The 16,378-nt window shown below is 69.3% G+C and carries 16 protein-coding genes and 1 tRNA gene; 7 read left to right on the forward strand and 10 right to left on the reverse strand.

Features of this window, described 5'->3' with window-relative positions; genetic code table 11:
• The first annotated feature begins 330 nt into the window (after window positions 1–330).
• Window positions 331–498, forward strand: coding sequence for a hypothetical protein (locus QTN24_RS21440; RefSeq protein WP_313839671.1), 168 nt, complete (start codon window positions 331–333; stop codon window positions 496–498).
• Between the two features lie 82 nt (window positions 499–580).
• Here the strand turns inward: QTN24_RS21440 and QTN24_RS21445 are convergent, their stop codons facing one another.
• Complete coding sequence (locus tag QTN24_RS21445) at window positions 581–910, reverse strand: PadR family transcriptional regulator (RefSeq protein WP_124685748.1); 330 nt, start codon at window positions 908–910, stop codon at window positions 581–583.
• 535 nt (window positions 911–1,445) lie between these two features.
• Between QTN24_RS21445 and QTN24_RS21450 the strand changes: the two genes are divergently transcribed.
• Entirely contained in the window at window positions 1,446–2,357 is a 912-nt protein-coding gene (locus tag QTN24_RS21450) for a DMT family transporter (RefSeq protein WP_313839673.1), read from the forward strand.
• A 10-nt stretch (window positions 2,358–2,367) separates the two neighbouring features.
• Here QTN24_RS21450 and QTN24_RS21455 read toward each other — a convergent pair whose 3' ends face one another.
• Window positions 2,368–2,739 (reverse strand): hypothetical protein, encoded by a 372-nt coding sequence (locus QTN24_RS21455; RefSeq protein WP_313839674.1) that lies wholly within the window; start codon window positions 2,737–2,739, stop codon window positions 2,368–2,370.
• Window positions 2,740–2,859: 120 nt separating this feature from the next.
• Window positions 2,860–3,318 carry a ferric iron uptake transcriptional regulator gene (gene fur / locus QTN24_RS21460; protein ID WP_313839676.1) on the reverse strand — a complete coding sequence of 153 codons (459 nt, stop codon included), beginning with the start codon at window positions 3,316–3,318 and terminating at the stop codon, window positions 2,860–2,862.
• A gap of 505 nt (window positions 3,319–3,823) precedes the next feature.
• Between fur and QTN24_RS21465 the strand changes: the two genes are divergently transcribed.
• From QTN24_RS21465 to QTN24_RS21480, 4 genes are all read left to right on the forward strand, one after another.
• Complete coding sequence (locus tag QTN24_RS21465) at window positions 3,824–4,555, forward strand: 2OG-Fe(II) oxygenase (protein ID WP_313839678.1); 732 nt, start codon at window positions 3,824–3,826, stop codon at window positions 4,553–4,555.
• A gap of 186 nt (window positions 4,556–4,741) precedes the next feature.
• Complete coding sequence (locus tag QTN24_RS21470; protein ID WP_124685743.1) at window positions 4,742–5,203, forward strand: tripartite tricarboxylate transporter TctB family protein; 462 nt, start codon at window positions 4,742–4,744, stop codon at window positions 5,201–5,203.
• A gap of 13 nt (window positions 5,204–5,216) precedes the next feature.
• On the forward strand, window positions 5,217–6,719 hold the full coding sequence (locus tag QTN24_RS21475; RefSeq protein ID WP_124685742.1) for a tripartite tricarboxylate transporter permease: 1,503 nt from the start codon (window positions 5,217–5,219) through the stop codon (window positions 6,717–6,719).
• Between the two features lie 309 nt (window positions 6,720–7,028).
• Window positions 7,029–8,327, forward strand: a complete 1,299-nt coding sequence (locus QTN24_RS21480; RefSeq protein WP_313839682.1) for an SGNH/GDSL hydrolase family protein — start codon at window positions 7,029–7,031, stop codon at window positions 8,325–8,327.
• Between the two features lie 53 nt (window positions 8,328–8,380).
• Here the strand turns inward: QTN24_RS21480 and QTN24_RS21485 are convergent, their stop codons facing one another.
• The 3 genes from QTN24_RS21485 to QTN24_RS21495 form a co-directional block, all read right to left on the reverse strand.
• Window positions 8,381–9,091: a glycosyltransferase family 2 protein gene (locus tag QTN24_RS21485; RefSeq protein WP_124685740.1), complete on the reverse strand. Its 711-nt coding sequence runs from the start codon at window positions 9,089–9,091 to the stop codon at window positions 8,381–8,383.
• Between the two features lie 280 nt (window positions 9,092–9,371).
• On the reverse strand, window positions 9,372–10,436 hold the full coding sequence (gene selD, locus QTN24_RS21490) for a selenide, water dikinase SelD (protein ID WP_313839685.1): 1,065 nt from the start codon (window positions 10,434–10,436) through the stop codon (window positions 9,372–9,374).
• On the reverse strand, window positions 10,436–11,575 hold the full coding sequence (locus QTN24_RS21495) for a transglutaminase family protein (protein WP_313839687.1): 1,140 nt from the start codon (window positions 11,573–11,575) through the stop codon (window positions 10,436–10,438). The genes selD and QTN24_RS21495 overlap by 1 nt, the downstream gene beginning before the upstream one ends.
• A 171-nt stretch (window positions 11,576–11,746) precedes the next feature.
• Here QTN24_RS21495 and QTN24_RS21500 point away from each other — a divergent pair, with 171 nt between their 5' ends.
• Entirely contained in the window at window positions 11,747–11,941 is a 195-nt protein-coding gene (locus tag QTN24_RS21500; protein ID WP_313839689.1) for a hypothetical protein, read from the forward strand.
• Window positions 11,942–11,997: 56 nt separating this feature from the next.
• On the opposite strand, the gene QTN24_RS21505 is transcribed toward QTN24_RS21500, so the two are convergent.
• From QTN24_RS21505 to fdhE, 4 genes are all read right to left on the reverse strand, one after another.
• Window positions 11,998–12,093: transfer RNA gene (locus tag QTN24_RS21505), tRNA-Sec, on the reverse strand.
• The gene (gene selB, locus QTN24_RS21510; RefSeq protein ID WP_313839691.1) at window positions 12,072–14,003 is read right to left on the reverse strand and encodes a selenocysteine-specific translation elongation factor; all 1,932 of its coding nucleotides are present in this window, start codon (window positions 14,001–14,003) and stop codon (window positions 12,072–12,074) included. Before selB ends, QTN24_RS21505 begins: the two co-directional genes overlap by 22 nt.
• A complete protein-coding gene (gene selA / locus QTN24_RS21515) occupies window positions 14,000–15,439 on the reverse strand; it encodes an L-seryl-tRNA(Sec) selenium transferase (RefSeq protein ID WP_313839693.1) in 1,440 nt (479 codons plus the stop codon). Before selA ends, selB begins: the two co-directional genes overlap by 4 nt.
• Window positions 15,436–16,371, reverse strand: a complete 936-nt coding sequence (gene fdhE, locus QTN24_RS21520; protein WP_313839695.1) for a formate dehydrogenase accessory protein FdhE — start codon at window positions 16,369–16,371, stop codon at window positions 15,436–15,438. The genes selA and fdhE overlap by 4 nt, the downstream gene beginning before the upstream one ends.
• Between the last annotated feature and the right edge of the window lie 7 nt (window positions 16,372–16,378).

Genomic DNA, 16,378 nt, shown 5'->3' on the forward strand with positions numbered 1-16,378 from the left:
CCGGGATTGCCCTGTGCCAGGGTCCGTCGAGCCAAAGTCACGGTATCACGACTCACCCGTTTGAGGCAGTCCGGGCATTCCGGGTTTGACAGCGCGGCCGCGCTGGCGCGTGTGGCGGTGACGCCATGTTTCGGCGGCAGCGGCCACGCTTCGTGAAGTTTCGGTGTCAGCGTCATCTGTCCTGTCACATAGCGCGTTCAATCTGCACGGGTGCGACCCAAACAGCGTGCAACGCGGCGCACGGGCGGGCCGCCGTACACCAATAATCCACGTCATGGGCGGCGCGGACATGCCTGGGCATGCCGCCCGCCACCATGCGGAGGGGTCACCATGATCAAGACAATGCTGGGCCGGCTGGCTGCCATCCGCGTGCAGCGGCGGGCGGCCGCGCCGCGGCAGGCCCGTGGCATCGAGCGGTTCGAAATGCAGCGCATGGCACCGGCGCAGCGCCGCCACCTCTGGCTGTCGTTCGTCTGCTGCGTCGCGTTGCTGGGATAGCCATCCGCCAAAAAGAAAACCCGGCTGGACGCACACGCGTGCAGCCGGGGTTTCAGGGGCGGGGGCGCCCGGTCTACCGCGTTCAGGTCTTGCTGGCGATGGTCAGCGGTTCGCCGACGCCGGTCGGGTTGTGCAGGCGCCGGTAAAGGTCGTCGATCCGCGAGCGGCTGCTGGCCAGCTCTTCGCGGCCTTGCTCGGTCAGCAGGTAGACCCGTCCGATGCCGTCGCGCAGCACGCTTTCCAGGTAACCCTCCATCTGCAGGGCGCGGAGCAAGGGCCGGACCGTGCCGATATCGACCTGGAATCCATACTCCATGAGCATTTCTGCAAGCATGGCCACGGTGGCGGGCACCTCCATGGCGAACTGCATGACGTAGACGCGGGCTAGCAAGCCGAGGAACTGTCGTTTCATGTGGCAGGCAACGCAAAACCGGGGCGGTAGGTTGACGTAGGAATGCAACGTGCGCGCAACGCCCCATCCCCCGATCGCTGCGCAGTCGCTACGATACGCCTTTCCGCCGACAAAAAAAAAGAAGCCGCCAGGAGTTGCCTGGCGGCTTGTCGGGAATGCGTCGGAGGGGTCAATTAACTCTGGCGCAGGGCAGATTTTAATGGAACTGAATACGCGATGTCACGCCCTGTGGTAAGGCCCCCTACCACGGGGGGGTAAACCTGTAAGGCATCCGAAAGCGTCACTGCGGCGTGCATGCAACAAACGCCGCTTTTGCCCCGTTTTTGGGCGCCGATCCGGGACGTTCGGCGTTGCAGTCTGTCGTATGTGCCGGCCCGCATGTCCGATTCCAGCGCGCCATGGTGGCCGGTTTGCGGTGAAATGGCGCCCATCCAGTGCCATGGCAATCCTCGGATTGAGGCGTAAAGCGGCACAAGTGTCGCTTGGCTGCAACGGTCTGCGCTCCCAAACTCTAATTCTTGCTCCGATCGAACTGATGAAACCCGCTGACCTGCTTCGCCTGCTGCTGCTTTCCGCCATCTGGGGCGCAAGCTTTCTGTTCATCCGCCTTGCCGCGCCGGTGCTGGGTCCGTTCCCGACGGCGTTCTTCCGCGTGCTGATCGGCGCCGTGACCCTGGTGGCCTGCCTGCCCCTGCTGGGCGTGAAATGGGACATGAAAGGCAAGTGGCCCGCCGTGGTGGGGCTCGGCATCATCAATTCGGGCATTCCATTCGTGATGTACTCGGTGGCGGCGCTCTGGCTGCCGGCCGGCTATTCGGCCATCTTCAACGCGATGACGCCGCTGATGGGCGTGGTGATCGGCACGCTGTTCTTTGCCGAGAAGCTGACGCGGGCCAAGGCGGCCGGCGTGATGATGGGGCTGGCGGGCGTGGCCGTGCTGACGCGCACCGGGCCGGTCGTGTTTTCGCACGATGTGCTGCTTGGGGCGCTTGCGTGCCTGATGGCGACGTCGTGCTACGCGCTGGCGGGCTTCCTGACCCGGCGCTGGATTACCGCCCAAGGCGGGCTGGACAGCCGGCTCGTGGCGGGCGGCAGCCTGGTCGGCGCCGCGCTGTTCCTGCTGCCGTTCAGCGCGGTGGCGCTGATCCGCGACAACACGCTGCCGGCCGCCGGCGTTGGCGTCTGGGCGGCGATGCTGGGCCTGGGCATGTTCTGCACCGCCATCGCCTACGTGCTCTATTTCCGGCTGATTGCCGACCTGGGACCGGTGCGCTCGCTGACCGTGACCTTCCTGATTCCGCCGTTCGGCATCGTCTGGGGCTGGATGTTCCTGGGCGAGGCGCTGTCCTGGGCGCACGCGGGCGGCATGCTGCTGATCGGACTGGCGGTGTGGCTGGTGCTGCGGCCGGCCGCGCCGGCGGCGACGCCGGCCGTGGCGCGGCCATGATGGCGGTGGCTTAGCGGCGATAGTAGCCGTGGTCGTAGCCATGACCGTGGTCGTGGCGGTGCCAGGCGTGGTATTCGCGGCGTTCGTACCAGCGGCGGCCATCCCAGTAGCGGTCGCCGTGCCAGCCGATGATGACGGCGGGCGGCGGCGCCACCACCACCGGCGGCGCCGGGCGATAGACCACGGGCGGCGGCGGAGGCGGGGCTACGTACACGGGTTGCGGCGGGACATAGACCGGCGCCGGGGCGACGACCACCGGGGCCGGCGCGATCGGCACGCCGAGATTCACGTCGACATCGACGCGCGCCATGGCGGCGGTGGAAGCAGCCAGCGCGGCGGCGCCGGCAACGAACAGCGAGAGGTAGAGGGGGCGCTTGCTCATGGAAATCACCAGTGGGTGAGATGCGATGGCTCCACTCTACCCATCTGGCGTATTACCGTTTGCGCACCTTTGTAACGGCACCTGACGTTTCTGTAAGAAACGTCCGCGCTACTTGCCAGGCTAGGCGGCGGTGGCGCTTTCGGCACCCGCCGACTGGCAGGCCGGGCACAGGCCGTACAGCACCAGCATGTGTTCGCGCAGCACAAAGTCGTTCTGGGCGGCCACCTGTTTCTGGCGCTGCTCGATGCCTTCGTCGCGGAACTCCTCGACCACGCCGCAGCTCACGCAGATCAGGTGGTCATGGTGGCCGCCCTCGTTCAGCTCGAATACCGCGTGGTCCGACTCGAAGCTGTGGCGCAGCAGGATGTTGGCCTGCACGAGCTGGTTCAGCACGCGGTAGACGGTGGACAAGCCTGCGTCGATATCGAGGTCGAGCAGGATCCGGTAGACGTCTTCCGCGCTGAGGTGCCGACGCTCGCTGCTGCGAAACGCTTCCAGCACGTGCATGCGCGGCGACGTGGCCTTCAGGCCCGCGCGCTTCAGGGGAACGGCATCGGAGTTCACGGTGGACATAGTCATGCGGCGGCTCGCGCCCGGTTGGGGGCGCCTGGTTAGTACTCCAGTCGGTGGAACCCCGACGGGGCGGAAGCCGGCGCGTGGGGCCGGCCGCCACCGCCGGAGGCGTGGCGGGAGCAGGCGGAGAAGCGCCGGGCCGCATCCGCATGATGTGCGGGAGCGTCCCGGGCGGCGCGCTGTGCCTGCGTGGCGCGCGGAATAAAAAGGTGGCCTGGCTTGCTGCAGGATGACGCGATCGGGAAAACGGGGTCTGGATGTTTTCCCGATCTTCCTGCAGCTGGCTACTACCAAACGCTCCGTGTCTCGGAGCGGTCCCCACAAAAGACGGTATCGGGCGCCGTATCGGCGGGTGCGGACACGCCGCACGCTGAACCACGCCCTGAAATCTGTGCCTGCCCGGTGTCGGCGGTGCCGTGCGTCGGACAGTGATGGGAATAGTAAATGGGAATCGATCTCATTTCAAGGAATATTTTTGCCGTGGGGATTCGACCCTGCGGTGGGAGTGGTCATGGACACGACAACGCAACCGGGCTTGCCCCTGCGCCAGCGCGTCGACGCGCTGGACTGGCCCGCCATCGCATACCAGCTCGACGCGTTCGGCTGTGCCGCCATCCCGGCGCTGGTGCCGCACGGGGTCTGCGACCGGCTCGTCGATCTCTATCGCGATGACACCCGCTTCCGGGCCCGCATCGACATGCGCCGGCACGGCTTCGGGCAGGGCGAGTACAAGTACTTCGCCTATCCGCTGCCTGACGTGGTGGAGACCCTGCGGACCGGCCTCTATCCCCGACTGGTGCCGATCGCCAACCGCTGGAACGCGGCGATGGGGATCGACACCCGCTATCCCGCCGCGCATGCCGATTTCCTGGCACGCTGCCACCGTGCGGGCCAGCCGCGCCCCACGCCGCTGCTGCTGCAGTACACGGCCGGCGACTACAACTGCCTGCATCAGGACCTCTACGGCGAGCATGTCTTTCCGCTGCAGGTGGCGGTGCTGCTGTCCTCACCCGGCCAGGACTTCACGGGCGGCGAGTTCGTGATGACCGAGCAGCGGCCGCGCATGCAGTCGCGGGCCGAGGTGGTGTCGCTGCGCAAGGGCGACGCCGTGGTCTTCGCGGTCAGCCAGCGGCCCGTGCAGGGCACGCGCGGCGTCTATCGCGTGAACCTGCGGCATGGCGTGAGCCGGCTGCACACGGGCCACCGGCACACGCTCGGCATCATCTTCCACGACGCGGCGTGAGCCGCATAGCCGATTTACATCACAGGATGATGTAAATATTGCCGCCCCGGGCGAGCCGGGAAATCGCTCGGGGATTTCCCGTAGCTTCGCCCAATTACATCACGACATGATGTATTGTCCGTCCCTCCTGCACCGGCACATCGCGCAAGACGACCGACGGTGCGCAGACGAAACGGGGAAAGACAGATGCAAATACGGAGACAGACGGACCTGCTGTCCGGACTGATGTTCATCGCGGTGGGGCTCGGATTCTCGTTCATCGCCCGCGGCTACACGATGGGAACGGCGGCGCGCATGGGGCCGGGCTACTTCCCGTTCTGGCTCGGCATCGTGCTGGCGCTGCTGGGCGCGGTGGTGGCCATCGGCTCCACGTCGGGCAAGGCCGAGGCGGACCGCATGGCGCGCTGGGACATCAAGACGCTGCTCTGGATCCTGGGGTCGGTAGTGCTGTTCGGGCTCGTGCTGAAGCCGCTGGGCATGGTGCTGTCGGTGCTCGTGCTGGTGCTGACGTCGTCGATGGCAAGCCATGAATTCACGTGGAAGGGCGCCTGCCTGAACGCCGTGGTGCTGGTGCTGATCAGCACGTTCGCGTTCGTCTACGGCATCAACCTGCAGATGCCGGTGTGGCCGGCATTCCTGACCAACTGAGGAGGGCGCGGACATGGAACTGCTGAGCCATCTCGCGCTGGGATTTTCCACGGCGCTTTCGCTGCAAAACATCGCCTACGCCTTCCTGGGCTGCGTGCTGGGCACGCTGATCGGCGTGCTGCCGGGGCTGGGGCCGCTGGCGACCATCGCCATGCTGCTGCCGGTCACGTACTCGCTGCCCCCGGTGGCCGCGCTGATCATGCTGGCCGGCATCTACTACGGCGCGCAGTACGGCGGATCGACCACGGCCATCCTCGTGAACCTGCCCGGCGAGTCGTCGTCGGTCTGCACCACGCTGGACGGCTACCAGATGGCCCGCCGCGGCCGCGCCGGCGTGGCGCTGGCCACGGCCGGGCTGGGGTCGTTCTTCGCCGGCAGCGTCGCCACGCTGATCCTGGCCGCGTTTGCCACGCCGCTGTCGGAGCTGGCGTTCAAGTTCGGGCCGGCCGAGTACTTCTCGCTGATGGTGCTGGGCCTGATCGGCGCCGTGGTGCTGGCGTCGGGCTCGCTGGTCAAGGCCGTGGGCATGATCGTGCTGGGCCTGCTGCTCGGGCTGGTGGGCACCGACGTCAACTCGGGCGCCGCGCGCTTTTCGTTCGACGTTCCCGAGCTGACCGACGGCATCAGCATTACGGCGCTGGCGATGGGCCTGTTCGGGTTTGCCGAGATCATTGCCAACCTGGAGCAGAAGGAAACGCGCGAGACGTTCACCGACAAGGTCTCCGGCCTGTTCCCGAACCGCGAGGATTTCCGCCGCATGATCCCGGCCGTGCTGCGTGGCACGGCGCTGGGGTCGGCGCTGGGCATCCTGCCGGGCGGCGGCGCGTCGCTGGCGTCGTTTGCGGCCTATTCGCTGGAAAAGAAGACGTCGAAGTTCTCGCACGAGTTCGGCAAGGGCGCCATCGAGGGCGTGGCCGGGCCGGAGTCGGCCAACAACGCCGCCGCGCAGACGTCCTTTATCCCGCTGCTGACGCTGGGCATCCCGCCCAATGCGGTCATGGCGCTGATGGTGGGCGCCATGACGATCCACAACATCCAGCCCGGCCCGCAGGTGATGACCAGCAACCCGTCGCTGTTCTGGGGGCTGATCGCGTCGATGTGGATCGGCAACTTCATGCTGGTGGTGCTGAACCTGCCGCTGATCGGCATCTGGGTGAAGCTGCTGACCGTGCCGTACCGCTTTCTCTATCCGGCCATCCTCACGTTCTGCAGCATCGGCGTGTACTCGGTCAACAACACGGTGTTCGACGTGTTCGTGGCCGCCGCCTGCGGCCTGGTGGGCTACCTGTTCCTGAAGCTGCGCTGCGAGCCGGCGCCGCTGCTGCTGGGCTTTGTGCTGGGGCCGATGATGGAGGAAAACTTCCGCCGCACGCTGCTGCTGTCGCGGGGCGACTTCAGCGTGTTCGTGTCGCGGCCGTTGTCGCTGGGCCTGCTGGTGGCGGCCGCGGCGCTGGTGGCCGTGGTGGCGCTGCCGTCGATCAAGGCCAAGCGCGAGGAAGCATTCCAGGAGGAATAATGTGGGCCACCCCACATTCTTATCGGTCACATAATCGGTAAATTACGGCGCTGTCATTATCCATATAATGACAGCGCCGTCATGTTAGGGTGTAGGCCGTTCCGGAAACCGGGCATTTAAAACGGGTCACTACAACCATAAGAACGAGGCCAGCAGCCAGATCCGGCTGTTACCGCACGAATATCCACCCATTATCGGACGTAGCCGTAATCCCGTTGTCCGATGCCCTTCCAGACGTATGGCCAAGTGTGCCGGCGTGCCCGCTGTGAAAATATGGGAAACACATTCCATAAACCGAGGGGCATGCAAATGAAAGCGAAACTGGCTTCGTTATCGATGGCCGTGCTGTTGACGCTGGCCGGGTGCGGCGGCGGCGGAGACGGCGATTCGACGCAACAGGCGAACAACGGCGGCGGCACGCCGGCCCAGCCGGCCCAGCCCGCGCCCGCCACCCCCACGCCCGAGAAGCCGGCGACCGTCCTGGAGACCAACCAGGCGCTGCTCAAGGCCGCGTCCGCGCAGGGCGCCATGCCGACCAACATGACCTCGCCGCCCATCGTCACGCCAGGCACGCCCAACATGCCGACGACGATCGCCAATGGCGTGCTGATCGCGCCCGGCGACCCGGCGCTGCGCTTCAGCGGCACCATGGTGCAGAACGGCACCGTCCACCCCGACCAGCTTCTGATGAAGAACATCGCCGTCAACTACGGCGGGCTGGGCCGTGGCTCCAACGTGCTCTACATCGATTTCGTCACCGATGCGCCGGTCTTCGAGATCCTGGTCAAGGGCAACGTGGAGATCTCGCGCCACCGCATCCTCGTGGACGGCGCCTACGTGTCCGGCACGCCGGTCGGCTATCCCGACGACGGCAACCTGTACCTGACGCGCGTGGACTTCCAGGGCGCCCGCAAGACGCGCCACATCCGCATCGAATCGAACGACATGCGCTTCGGCGGCCTTTACGTCGCGCCGGGCGACAAGGTCACCGCCGCGCCGACGCTGGGCAACGTGCGCGCCATCGCGCTGGGCGATTCGGTCACCGAGGGCATGTCCGGCCAGGGCGACAGCTTCGACAACTACGCCAGCCGCCTGGGCCACATCATGGGCTGGAAGGACATGTACGTGTCCGGCGTGGGCTCCACGGGCTATCTGGCCGCGCCGTCCACCAAGCTCAAGTTCCGCGACCGCATGGAGACCGACGTCTACCCGTTCAACCCGCACGTGATCCTGATCGCCGGCGGCATCAACGACGCCCCGTTCACGCAGCAGGCGCTGCAGGCCGAGGCCGCGACGCTGTTCGACGAGATCGCCACCCGCCTGCCCAACACCACGGTGTTCGTGCTCGGGCCGTGGTCGCCCGGCTCCACCCACGTGGAGCAGCGTGACGCGATCCGGGCCGCCGTGGGCCAGCGCGCCAACTTCCACTTCATCGACAACATTGCCGAGCAGTGGCAGACCGGCACCGGCAACGTGGCCAACCCCAAGGGCGACGGCAACGGCGACATCTACGTCTCGGCCGATGGCACCCACCCGACGCTGGCCGGCCACATCTACCTGGCCGACAAGGTGGCCGCCGCCATGCGTGCGGTGATCGGCAAGTTCTGACCTGGGGGGCGCGCCGTCCGCAGGGGCGGCGCGCGCGGGGCGGGCCAGCCGGATCAGAGCAGGTCGATGGCGGCCAGTACCGAGCAGGCCAGCGCGAAGACCAGCCCGCCCAGGCCCATCCGCTGCTGGATGATGCCGAATTTCTCGCGCCGCTTGGCCGCCGGGTACGACGCGCTGATGCCGCTTTCCTCGATCAGCGACAGCGCGAACGGCACGTGGCGGAACGCCTTGGCCTTGAAGCGCGTGTAGTACTGCAGCACGAAGTCGAGGTCGCTGTAGATGCGCCATTTCTCGTCGTAGCGCAGGTCGCAGACGCGGAACGCCATGGCCTGGTGGCAGGCGTGGATGATGCCGGCGCGCAGCCGGTAGAGCGGGGCGGCCGGCTCCAGCCCGCGCGGGCTGATGTTGTCGCCGTAGATCAGCCACGCGCCACGGTGCTCGTGGGCGGCCTGGACGACGATGGAGAGCGCGTCGGGCCGGGCGAAGCAGTCGCCCGAGTTCATGAACAGCACCCATTCGCCGGTGGCGCGGGCCAGGCCCTTGTTCATCGCGGCGTAGACGCCGTTGTCGGGCTCGCTGACGAACACGTCGATCTCGGCGGCGCGGGCGCGCGCCAGTTCCACGGAGCCGTCGGTGGAGCCGCCGTCGATGACCAGGTACTGCACGTCGAACGTGTCGGCCTGCTGCTGGGCCACGCTGTCCATGGTGCGCGCCAGGCCGTCGCGGTTGTTGTAGTTGACGGTGACTACGGAAATCTGGGTCATGACGAATTCCTGCCTGCGTAAGCGATAGCCAATATGGCGGCCGTCCGCGCCGATGACCCCGGCCGTCCCCTTCTTTTTGCATCGCGCAAGTTCGACGGCATGGCGCCAGCGTTCCACGTAAACGCTGGCGCCGATGTGGGACGCCGCACACAGCGTGCGCGGCGTGCGGCAGGAGGCTGACAGGAAGGATGCGGAAGGCGTGCGGAAGGCGTGCGGAAAGAACCGACGCCGGAAGGTCTGGCCCGGATCTGGCCCGGATCAGGCCCGGATCAGGCCCGGATCAGGCCGAAACAGTGACCCGGGCGTCACCCGCGGTCATGATGCCGATCTGGGCCGCATGGCCGAAGCCTGCCTGGCGGAAGCAGCGCAGGACCGCGTCGGCGGCGGACGGGGCACAGGTCACCAGCAGCCCGCCGCTGGTCTGCGGATCGGTCAGCAGCGCCTGCTGGACGTCGGACACGCCCGCGCCCAGCACCACGTCGTGCCCGTAGCTGGCCCAGTTGCGGCGCGACGCCCCGGTCACCGCGCCATGTTCGGCCAGCGCGGCCACGCCCGGCAGCAGCGGCACGCGCGCCATGTCCACCGTGGCGCCCAGCCCGCTGCCCCGGCACACCTCCAGCAGGTGGCCCAGCAGGCCAAAGCCGGTGACGTCGGTAATCGCCTGCACGCCGTCCAGCTCGCCCAGCGTGCGGCCGGGCGTGTTGAGCTGCGTGGTGCTGGCAATCATCTGGCGGTAGCCGTAGTCGTCGAGCAGGTCTTTCTTGATCGCCGCCGAGTAGACCCCCACGCCGAGCGGCTTGCCCAGGATCACCACGTCGCCGGCCTGCGCGTCGCGGTTGCGGCGGATGCGGTCCGGGTGGACCAGCCCCATCACCACCAGCCCGTAGATCGGCTCCACCGAGTCGATCGAGTGCCCGCCGGCAATCGGAATGCCGGCCTCGGCGCAGACTGCCTGGCCGCCGGCCAGGATCTTGCCGATGGTCTCGGGCGACAGCTTGTCCACCGGCATGCCGACCAGCGCCAGCGCCATGATCGGCGTGCCGCCCATCGCGTAGACATCGGAAATGGCATTGGTGGCGGCGATGCGCCCGAAGTCGTAGGGGTCGTCCACCACGGGCATGAAGAAGTCCGTGGTGGCAATCAGCGCCTGCGTGTCGTTGAGGCGGTAGACCGCCGCGTCGTCGCTGGTCTCGATGCCCACCAGCAGCGCGGGCGGCGCCGGAAACTGGCCGGTATTGCGCAGGATGTCGCTCAGCACACCCGGCGCGATCTTGCACCCGCAGCCGCCCCCGTGCGCCAGTGACGTCAGCCTGACCTCTTTATCCCCCGGCTTCGCATCCGCCATCACGCCACCCTGCGCGACGTGATGCGGTAGCCGAACGCGGCCGGGTCCAGGCTGTCGAGCGTGCCCGCCACCGTGCGGCCCTGCGGATACATCAGGAACGGCACCGGCGCCGCGCTGCTGCCCGGCAGCCGCACGTCGTGGCCATGGTTGTAGGCCACCCAGTTGCCTTCCCACGCGCCGAACAGCATCGCGCGTGCGGCGCGTACCTTGCCGTCGGTCATCGGCAGGCCGCCCGGCGTTTCCTCCAGCGCCACCTTGCGCACGTCGCCGGGGTCGGCCGGGATCCAGCCATAGCCGGCGGCGTAGAACTCGGCGCGACAGTGCTGGGCCTTGGAGATGTCGCCCGACTTGCCGAGCGCCCGGAAGCCTAGCTGCGAATCGTCGACGCGCACGCCATAGGCGTCGCGCGCCGGCACGCCGGCCGCCCGGGCCAGCGCGACAAACAGGCCGTTGATGTCGGCACACTTGCCGTTCATCACGCCGCCGGTCTTGAGCATCGTCACCACGTCGCCGGTGCCGCAGCCGCGCACGCTGGCGTCGCGGCAGGTATGGTCCACCACCCACTGGTAGATGGCCTGCGCCTTGGTCATGTCGTCGGTCATGCCGGCCGTGATGGCCAGCGCGGTCTGGCGCACGATGCCGTCGGTCGGCATCAGCGCCGTGGGCCGCAGGTATTCGCGCAGCGCCGCCGGCGATTCCGCGCCGGCGCCGCGGGCCGGTGCGGCGCCCAGGTCGACGTCGCGGTCGCGCAGCGCCACGGTGTTGGTCAGCCGGCCCGTCAGCGGCGCGCCATGCGTGGCGTTGGGCCAGTCGATGACGAGCATGTCCACGCCATAGCGCCCCGTGCGCACGGTACGGACCCGCCCGCCGGGCGCCAGCCATTCGTTCGATACGGTGCGCTGGTAGTCGCCAAGCTGGCCGGCCGTCATCGGCACCCACACGGTGGCGGGCGCGGAGGCGGCGGGTAGCTGGATGTCGGTGGTCAGTTCGTAGACCCGCCAGCCCGCCGCGGCCGGGAAGGCGTCCGGCGTGGCTGTGGCAGCGGGGGTGGAGGTGGCGGCGAAGGCCGGGGCGATGCCCGTGGCGCCGAGGGTGGCCGGAATGGCGGCGCCAAGCCGCAGGAACGCGCGTCTGTCCATGGTGATCCCCTGGATGAGAAGTTCGAGACTCGAAACATGCCCAACCGCTGCCCTAGGATGGTAGGCGACGCCAGGGCGACAGGAAAGCGGAAACTGCCCCGGCTGGAACGAAAGTTGCGCGTCAGTCTGCGGTCGGGGCCGCATGGGGCGGCCGATCCAGCAGGAGACGTCATGAAGCAGAGCAGGCACGACACGTCGGGCAATCGCGAACTGGACAAGCGCCAGGGGCTCGATGACCGCGAATTGCGCGAGAACGCCGCCGCGAACCAGCAGGCGCGCGAGCGGGCGGACAAGGATTGGGAAAACGCGGCGTCGCATCGCAAGCCGTCGGAGCCGGAAACCGACAAGCCGGCCGGCCGGAAATAGCGCGCCGCCGGGCGTGCGGTGCCGGTCAGATTTGCACCGGGCACCGGCAGGAAAGATGGCGGAAAGCAGCAGGAGTCGAACCTACCTGGGAACGTCTGGCGCCCCCAACCGGGTTTGAAGCCCGGCCGCATCACCGGATACGGATGCCTTCCGTGGTGGGCGGCGCCGCCGGCCGCCATTCGCTGTCCGGCCGCAGCATGCGCGCATTCGCCACGCGGCGAGTGTATCCCGCGCGGTCGAAGAACTCCAGAAGCTGGATCGTCCGCTTGCGGCCCAGCCCCACCGCGTCACGGAACGCGATAACCTCCACGCGCCCGTGCGCGGCGGCCATCGCGCCAAACCGGCCCGCCAACGCCTCGATGACCGGCGCGGCGTAGAACAGGTCGCGCACCACCTGGTGCACGTCGCCCTGCCGCGCCAGCTTGCGCAGCACCTGCCGCACCTGTTCCTCGGGCGCGTTCAGTGCCACCGCGTGCTCGCGCACCCAGGGCGGGTCGAAGCCGCCAGCCGCCACGCGCGGCAGCAGCCGTGCGGCCAGCGCCTGCTCGGCATCGGTGAACGTGATGGCATGGCCGGGCAGCCGCAGCCAGCCGCCGTGCCGTTCCACGTCGTGCCGCTGGAGCAGCGTATCGAGCAGCGCGGACCAGAGCGCGTCCGGCAGCGGCGCGCCCGCGAAGGCCACGCGGCGCAGCGAGCCGGCGCCCAGGCCGGGTTCGTCGGGCATGCGCGCGTGAAAGCCGGCCAGCGTGTCCAGCACGCGCGCGCGCAACGCATCGACATCGCGCGCCAGGATCCACGTGTCGCCCACGCGCTGCGCGTCGGGCGGCAGCGTCCCCGCATCGGCGGCGCGGCCCGTGAGCTGCACCATCCGGCGCTCGCCCAGGCCGTGCGGCGCGTGCTCCAGCAGCGCCGCGAGACCCTGGCCGGACAGGTAGCGCTCCACGGCCTGCAGCCACGCCAGCCGGGCCGGCGTGCGGCGGTGCCGCTCGGGGGCCAAGTTGTCCAGCACCACGCCACCGCCCACGGTCTGCGTGGCCTGCGCGTTGCGCACGATGATGCGGTCGCCGGCCAGCGCGCAGAGCGGCGCGGCGAACACCAGCTGCGCCAGCGCGGTGCCGCCGGCATCGAGCGACTCGGCGTCCAGCAGCACCACGTTGGCCACGCGATGCGCGGCGCCCAGATGCACGTGCACGGGCGTCCAGTGACCGATCCGCAGGTCGGCGCCCGGTTGCAGCGTCAGGCGAACATCGAGCCGCGTCACCGGCGCCATCAGCACGGGGTCGACGATCCAGTCGCCGCGCCGGATCGCGTCCTTGTCGACGCCAGCCAGGTTCAGCGCGCAGCGCTGGCCGGCCAGCCCGGCATCGGCCGGACGGTTCTGGGCGTGGATGCTGCGCACGCGCGCGGGCAGGCCCGACGGCGCCACCTGCATCACGTCGCCCACGGCCACGCGGCCGTCGAACACGGTGCCGGTGACGACCGTGCCGTGCCCGGCCAGCGTGAACACGCGGTCCACGGCCAGCCGGAACCGGCCATCGCTGCGGCGCGCGGGCTGCTGCCGCGCGGCATCGTGCAGCCAGTCGCGCAGCCGGGCCACGCCGGCGTCGGCGGCATCGGTGGCGTTGACCGCGAAGATGTCGGCGCCGGCATAGGGCGTGGCGGCCAGCAGCGAAGCAATCTCGTCGCGCACGGCGGCCAGGCGCGCCGCGTCGGCATGGTCGGCCTTGGTCAGCGCCACCACCGCGCGCGGCACGCCAAGCCGTTCGACGATGGCCACGTGCTCGCGCGTCTGCGGCATGACGCCGTCGTCGGCGGCCACCACCAGCAGCGCCAGGTCGATGCCGCTGGCGCCGGCCGCCATGGTGTGGATCAGCCGCTCATGGCCGGGTACGTCGATATAGCCCAGCACGTCGCCGCCGGGCAGCGGCGTGTACGCGTAGCCCAGTTCGATCGAGATGCCGCGCGCTTTCTCTTCCTTGAGCCGGTCGGTGTCGACGCCGGTCAGCGCCCGCACCAGCGTGGTCTTGCCATGGTCGATATGCCCGGCCGTGCCGACGATCATGCGTGCAGCGCCTCGGCCAGCCCGGGCAACTGGCCCGTGAACGCGGCTTCGTCGTGCGCTTCCAGGCAGCGCAGGTCGAGCCAGAGCGCGTCGTCGCGGATGCGGCCGATGACCGGGCGCGGCAGCGCGCGCAGCGCCGCTTCCAGTTGCTGCAGCCGGCGGCCGGCGCGCTTGCCCGCATCGCGCGGCGCCACCGCAAGCCCGAAGCTCGGCAGCTGCCCGCCCGGTAGCGCGCCGCTGCCAATCTGGCTGACGGTTGGCACCGCCGACACCTGCCACGCATCGCCCAGCGCCGCCTGCATGACTGGCAGCAGCCGCCCGGCCAGCGTCGCCATCTCGCCGGCGGGGCGCGTCAGCAGCCGCAGCGTCGGCAGCGAAGCCGCCAGCGTGTCCGGATCTCGATACAGCCGCAGCACCGGTTCCAGCGCCGCCAGCGTCAGCTTGCCCACGCGCAGCGCGCGCTTGAGCGGGTTCTTCTTGATCCTGGCGATCAAGTCCGCGCGGCCGACGATCAGCCCGGCCTGGGGCCCGCCCAGCAGCTTGTCGCCGCTGAAGGTCACCAGGTCCGCGCCGGCCGCGATGGTGTCGCGCACGGTGGTCTCGGGCGGCAGGCCCCAGCGCGCCAGGTCGCACAGCGTGCCGCTGCCCAGGTCCACCACCACGGGCAGGCCGTGCGGCTGGGCGGTGCGCACCACCTCGGCCACGTCGACGCTGCGCGTGAAACCGGTGATCTCGTAGTTGCTGCAGTGGACCTTCATCAGCAGCGCCGTGCGCGGACCGATGGCGTTGGCATAGTCGTGCGGATGGGTGCGGTTGGTCGTGCCGATCTCCACCAGCCGGGCGCCGGCCCGCTGCATCACGTCGGGAATCCGGAACGCGCCGCCGATCTCGACCAGTTCGCCGCGCGACACCACCACCTCGCGGCGCTGCGCCAGCGTGTTCAGCATCAGCAGCACGGCCGCCGCGTTGTTGTTGACCACCGTGGCGGCCTCGGCGCCGGTCAGCTCGCAGAGCAGGTCGTCGACCAGGTCGTCGCGGTCGCCGCGACCACCGGTGTCGAGGTCGAACTCAAGGTTGGCTGGCGCGGTCATCGCCCGCATCACGGCCTGCACCGCGCTGTCGGGCAGCAGCGCGCGGCCCAGGTTGGTGTGGAGCACGGTGCCGGTCAGGTTGAACACGGCGCGCAGGCGGGGCTGGCTGTCGCGCTGCACCTGGGCGGCCAGCGCGTCGCAGAGCGCGGCGTCGGCGATGGCGTGGCGCGTGAGCCGGCCTGCCACGGCCTGCGCGCGCAGCGTATCCAGCAGGCGGCGCAGCGCGGCCGTGACCGGGGCGCGGCCGTACTGGTCCAGCAGCGCCTGCGCGCCGGGCAGCCGCAGCACGCGGTCCACCGACGGGATGTCCGCCGGCTGCGCGGGCATCGACACGCTGTCGTTCATCGCCGCGCCTCCCCGCCGTCCGCGTCGTCGTCATCGTCGTCGGGCAGCCACAGCAGCGGATTGCCGTTGGCGCGACCGTAGCCGGCCTCGCCCATCATCACGTCGAGCGCCAGCGACGCCAGGTCGTCGGCCAGCGGCTCGGCCAGCGGGTCTTTCTCCATATAGCTGATCTTGCGGTAGTGGTGGCACTGGTCGCAGGTCTCGGCCTTGAGCGCGTCGCCGTGGCCTTCCACGGCGTAGTAGCTGATGCCTTCGGTCGTCTCGCAGTGGCTGCACTTGACGCGCACCATGTGCCATTCGGTGGCGCACAGCCCGCAATGCAGGTAGCGCAGCCCCTGGTAGCGGCCGCCGATGCGCACGATGCTGGCCACCGGCGGCGTGCCGCAGACCGGGCAGACCGTGTGGACATCGAGCACCGGGATGTCGCCCTCGCGCAGGCCGCTGGCCAGCACCGTGCGGTCCAGCTGCAGCGCCGCCATCAGCAGCGGGGCCAGCGCGGGGTCCACGGGGCCGTCATGCTGGCCCAGCAGCGCGCTGACCTGATCGGCCAGCGCGGCCGGCGACAGGGCGCGCAGCGTGGCCAGCGGGGCGGCAAGCTCGGGCAGCGCGGCCAGGCGTTCGAACAGCGCCGGGGCCGACACCGGCGCGCCGGCATCCTGCGCGGGCAGCAGCGGCATGCAGTGCTCGCCGGCGCGTTCGATGGTCTGGGGGGAGGGCGGGGGAATGTCCAGGGACTGGGCCACTGCGTGCTGCGCGTCGGCCACGGCGGCCATCAGCAGCAGGTAGGGCCCGATGGGGTTGGACGGCGCCAGCTGCCGCAGGCGCTGGGCCCGGGCGCCAAACACTTCGGCGCGCTCGGGCAACCGCACGCGCGCAATGGCGATGTGGTCGATCGATTCGATCTCCGCCGGCTCCAGAATGCGCTGCACCATCGTGTCG

Origin of the sequence: Cupriavidus sp. SZY C1, assembly GCF_032190535.1 — a bacterium.
GTDB lineage: Bacteria > Pseudomonadota > Gammaproteobacteria > Burkholderiales > Burkholderiaceae > Cupriavidus > Cupriavidus pauculus_C.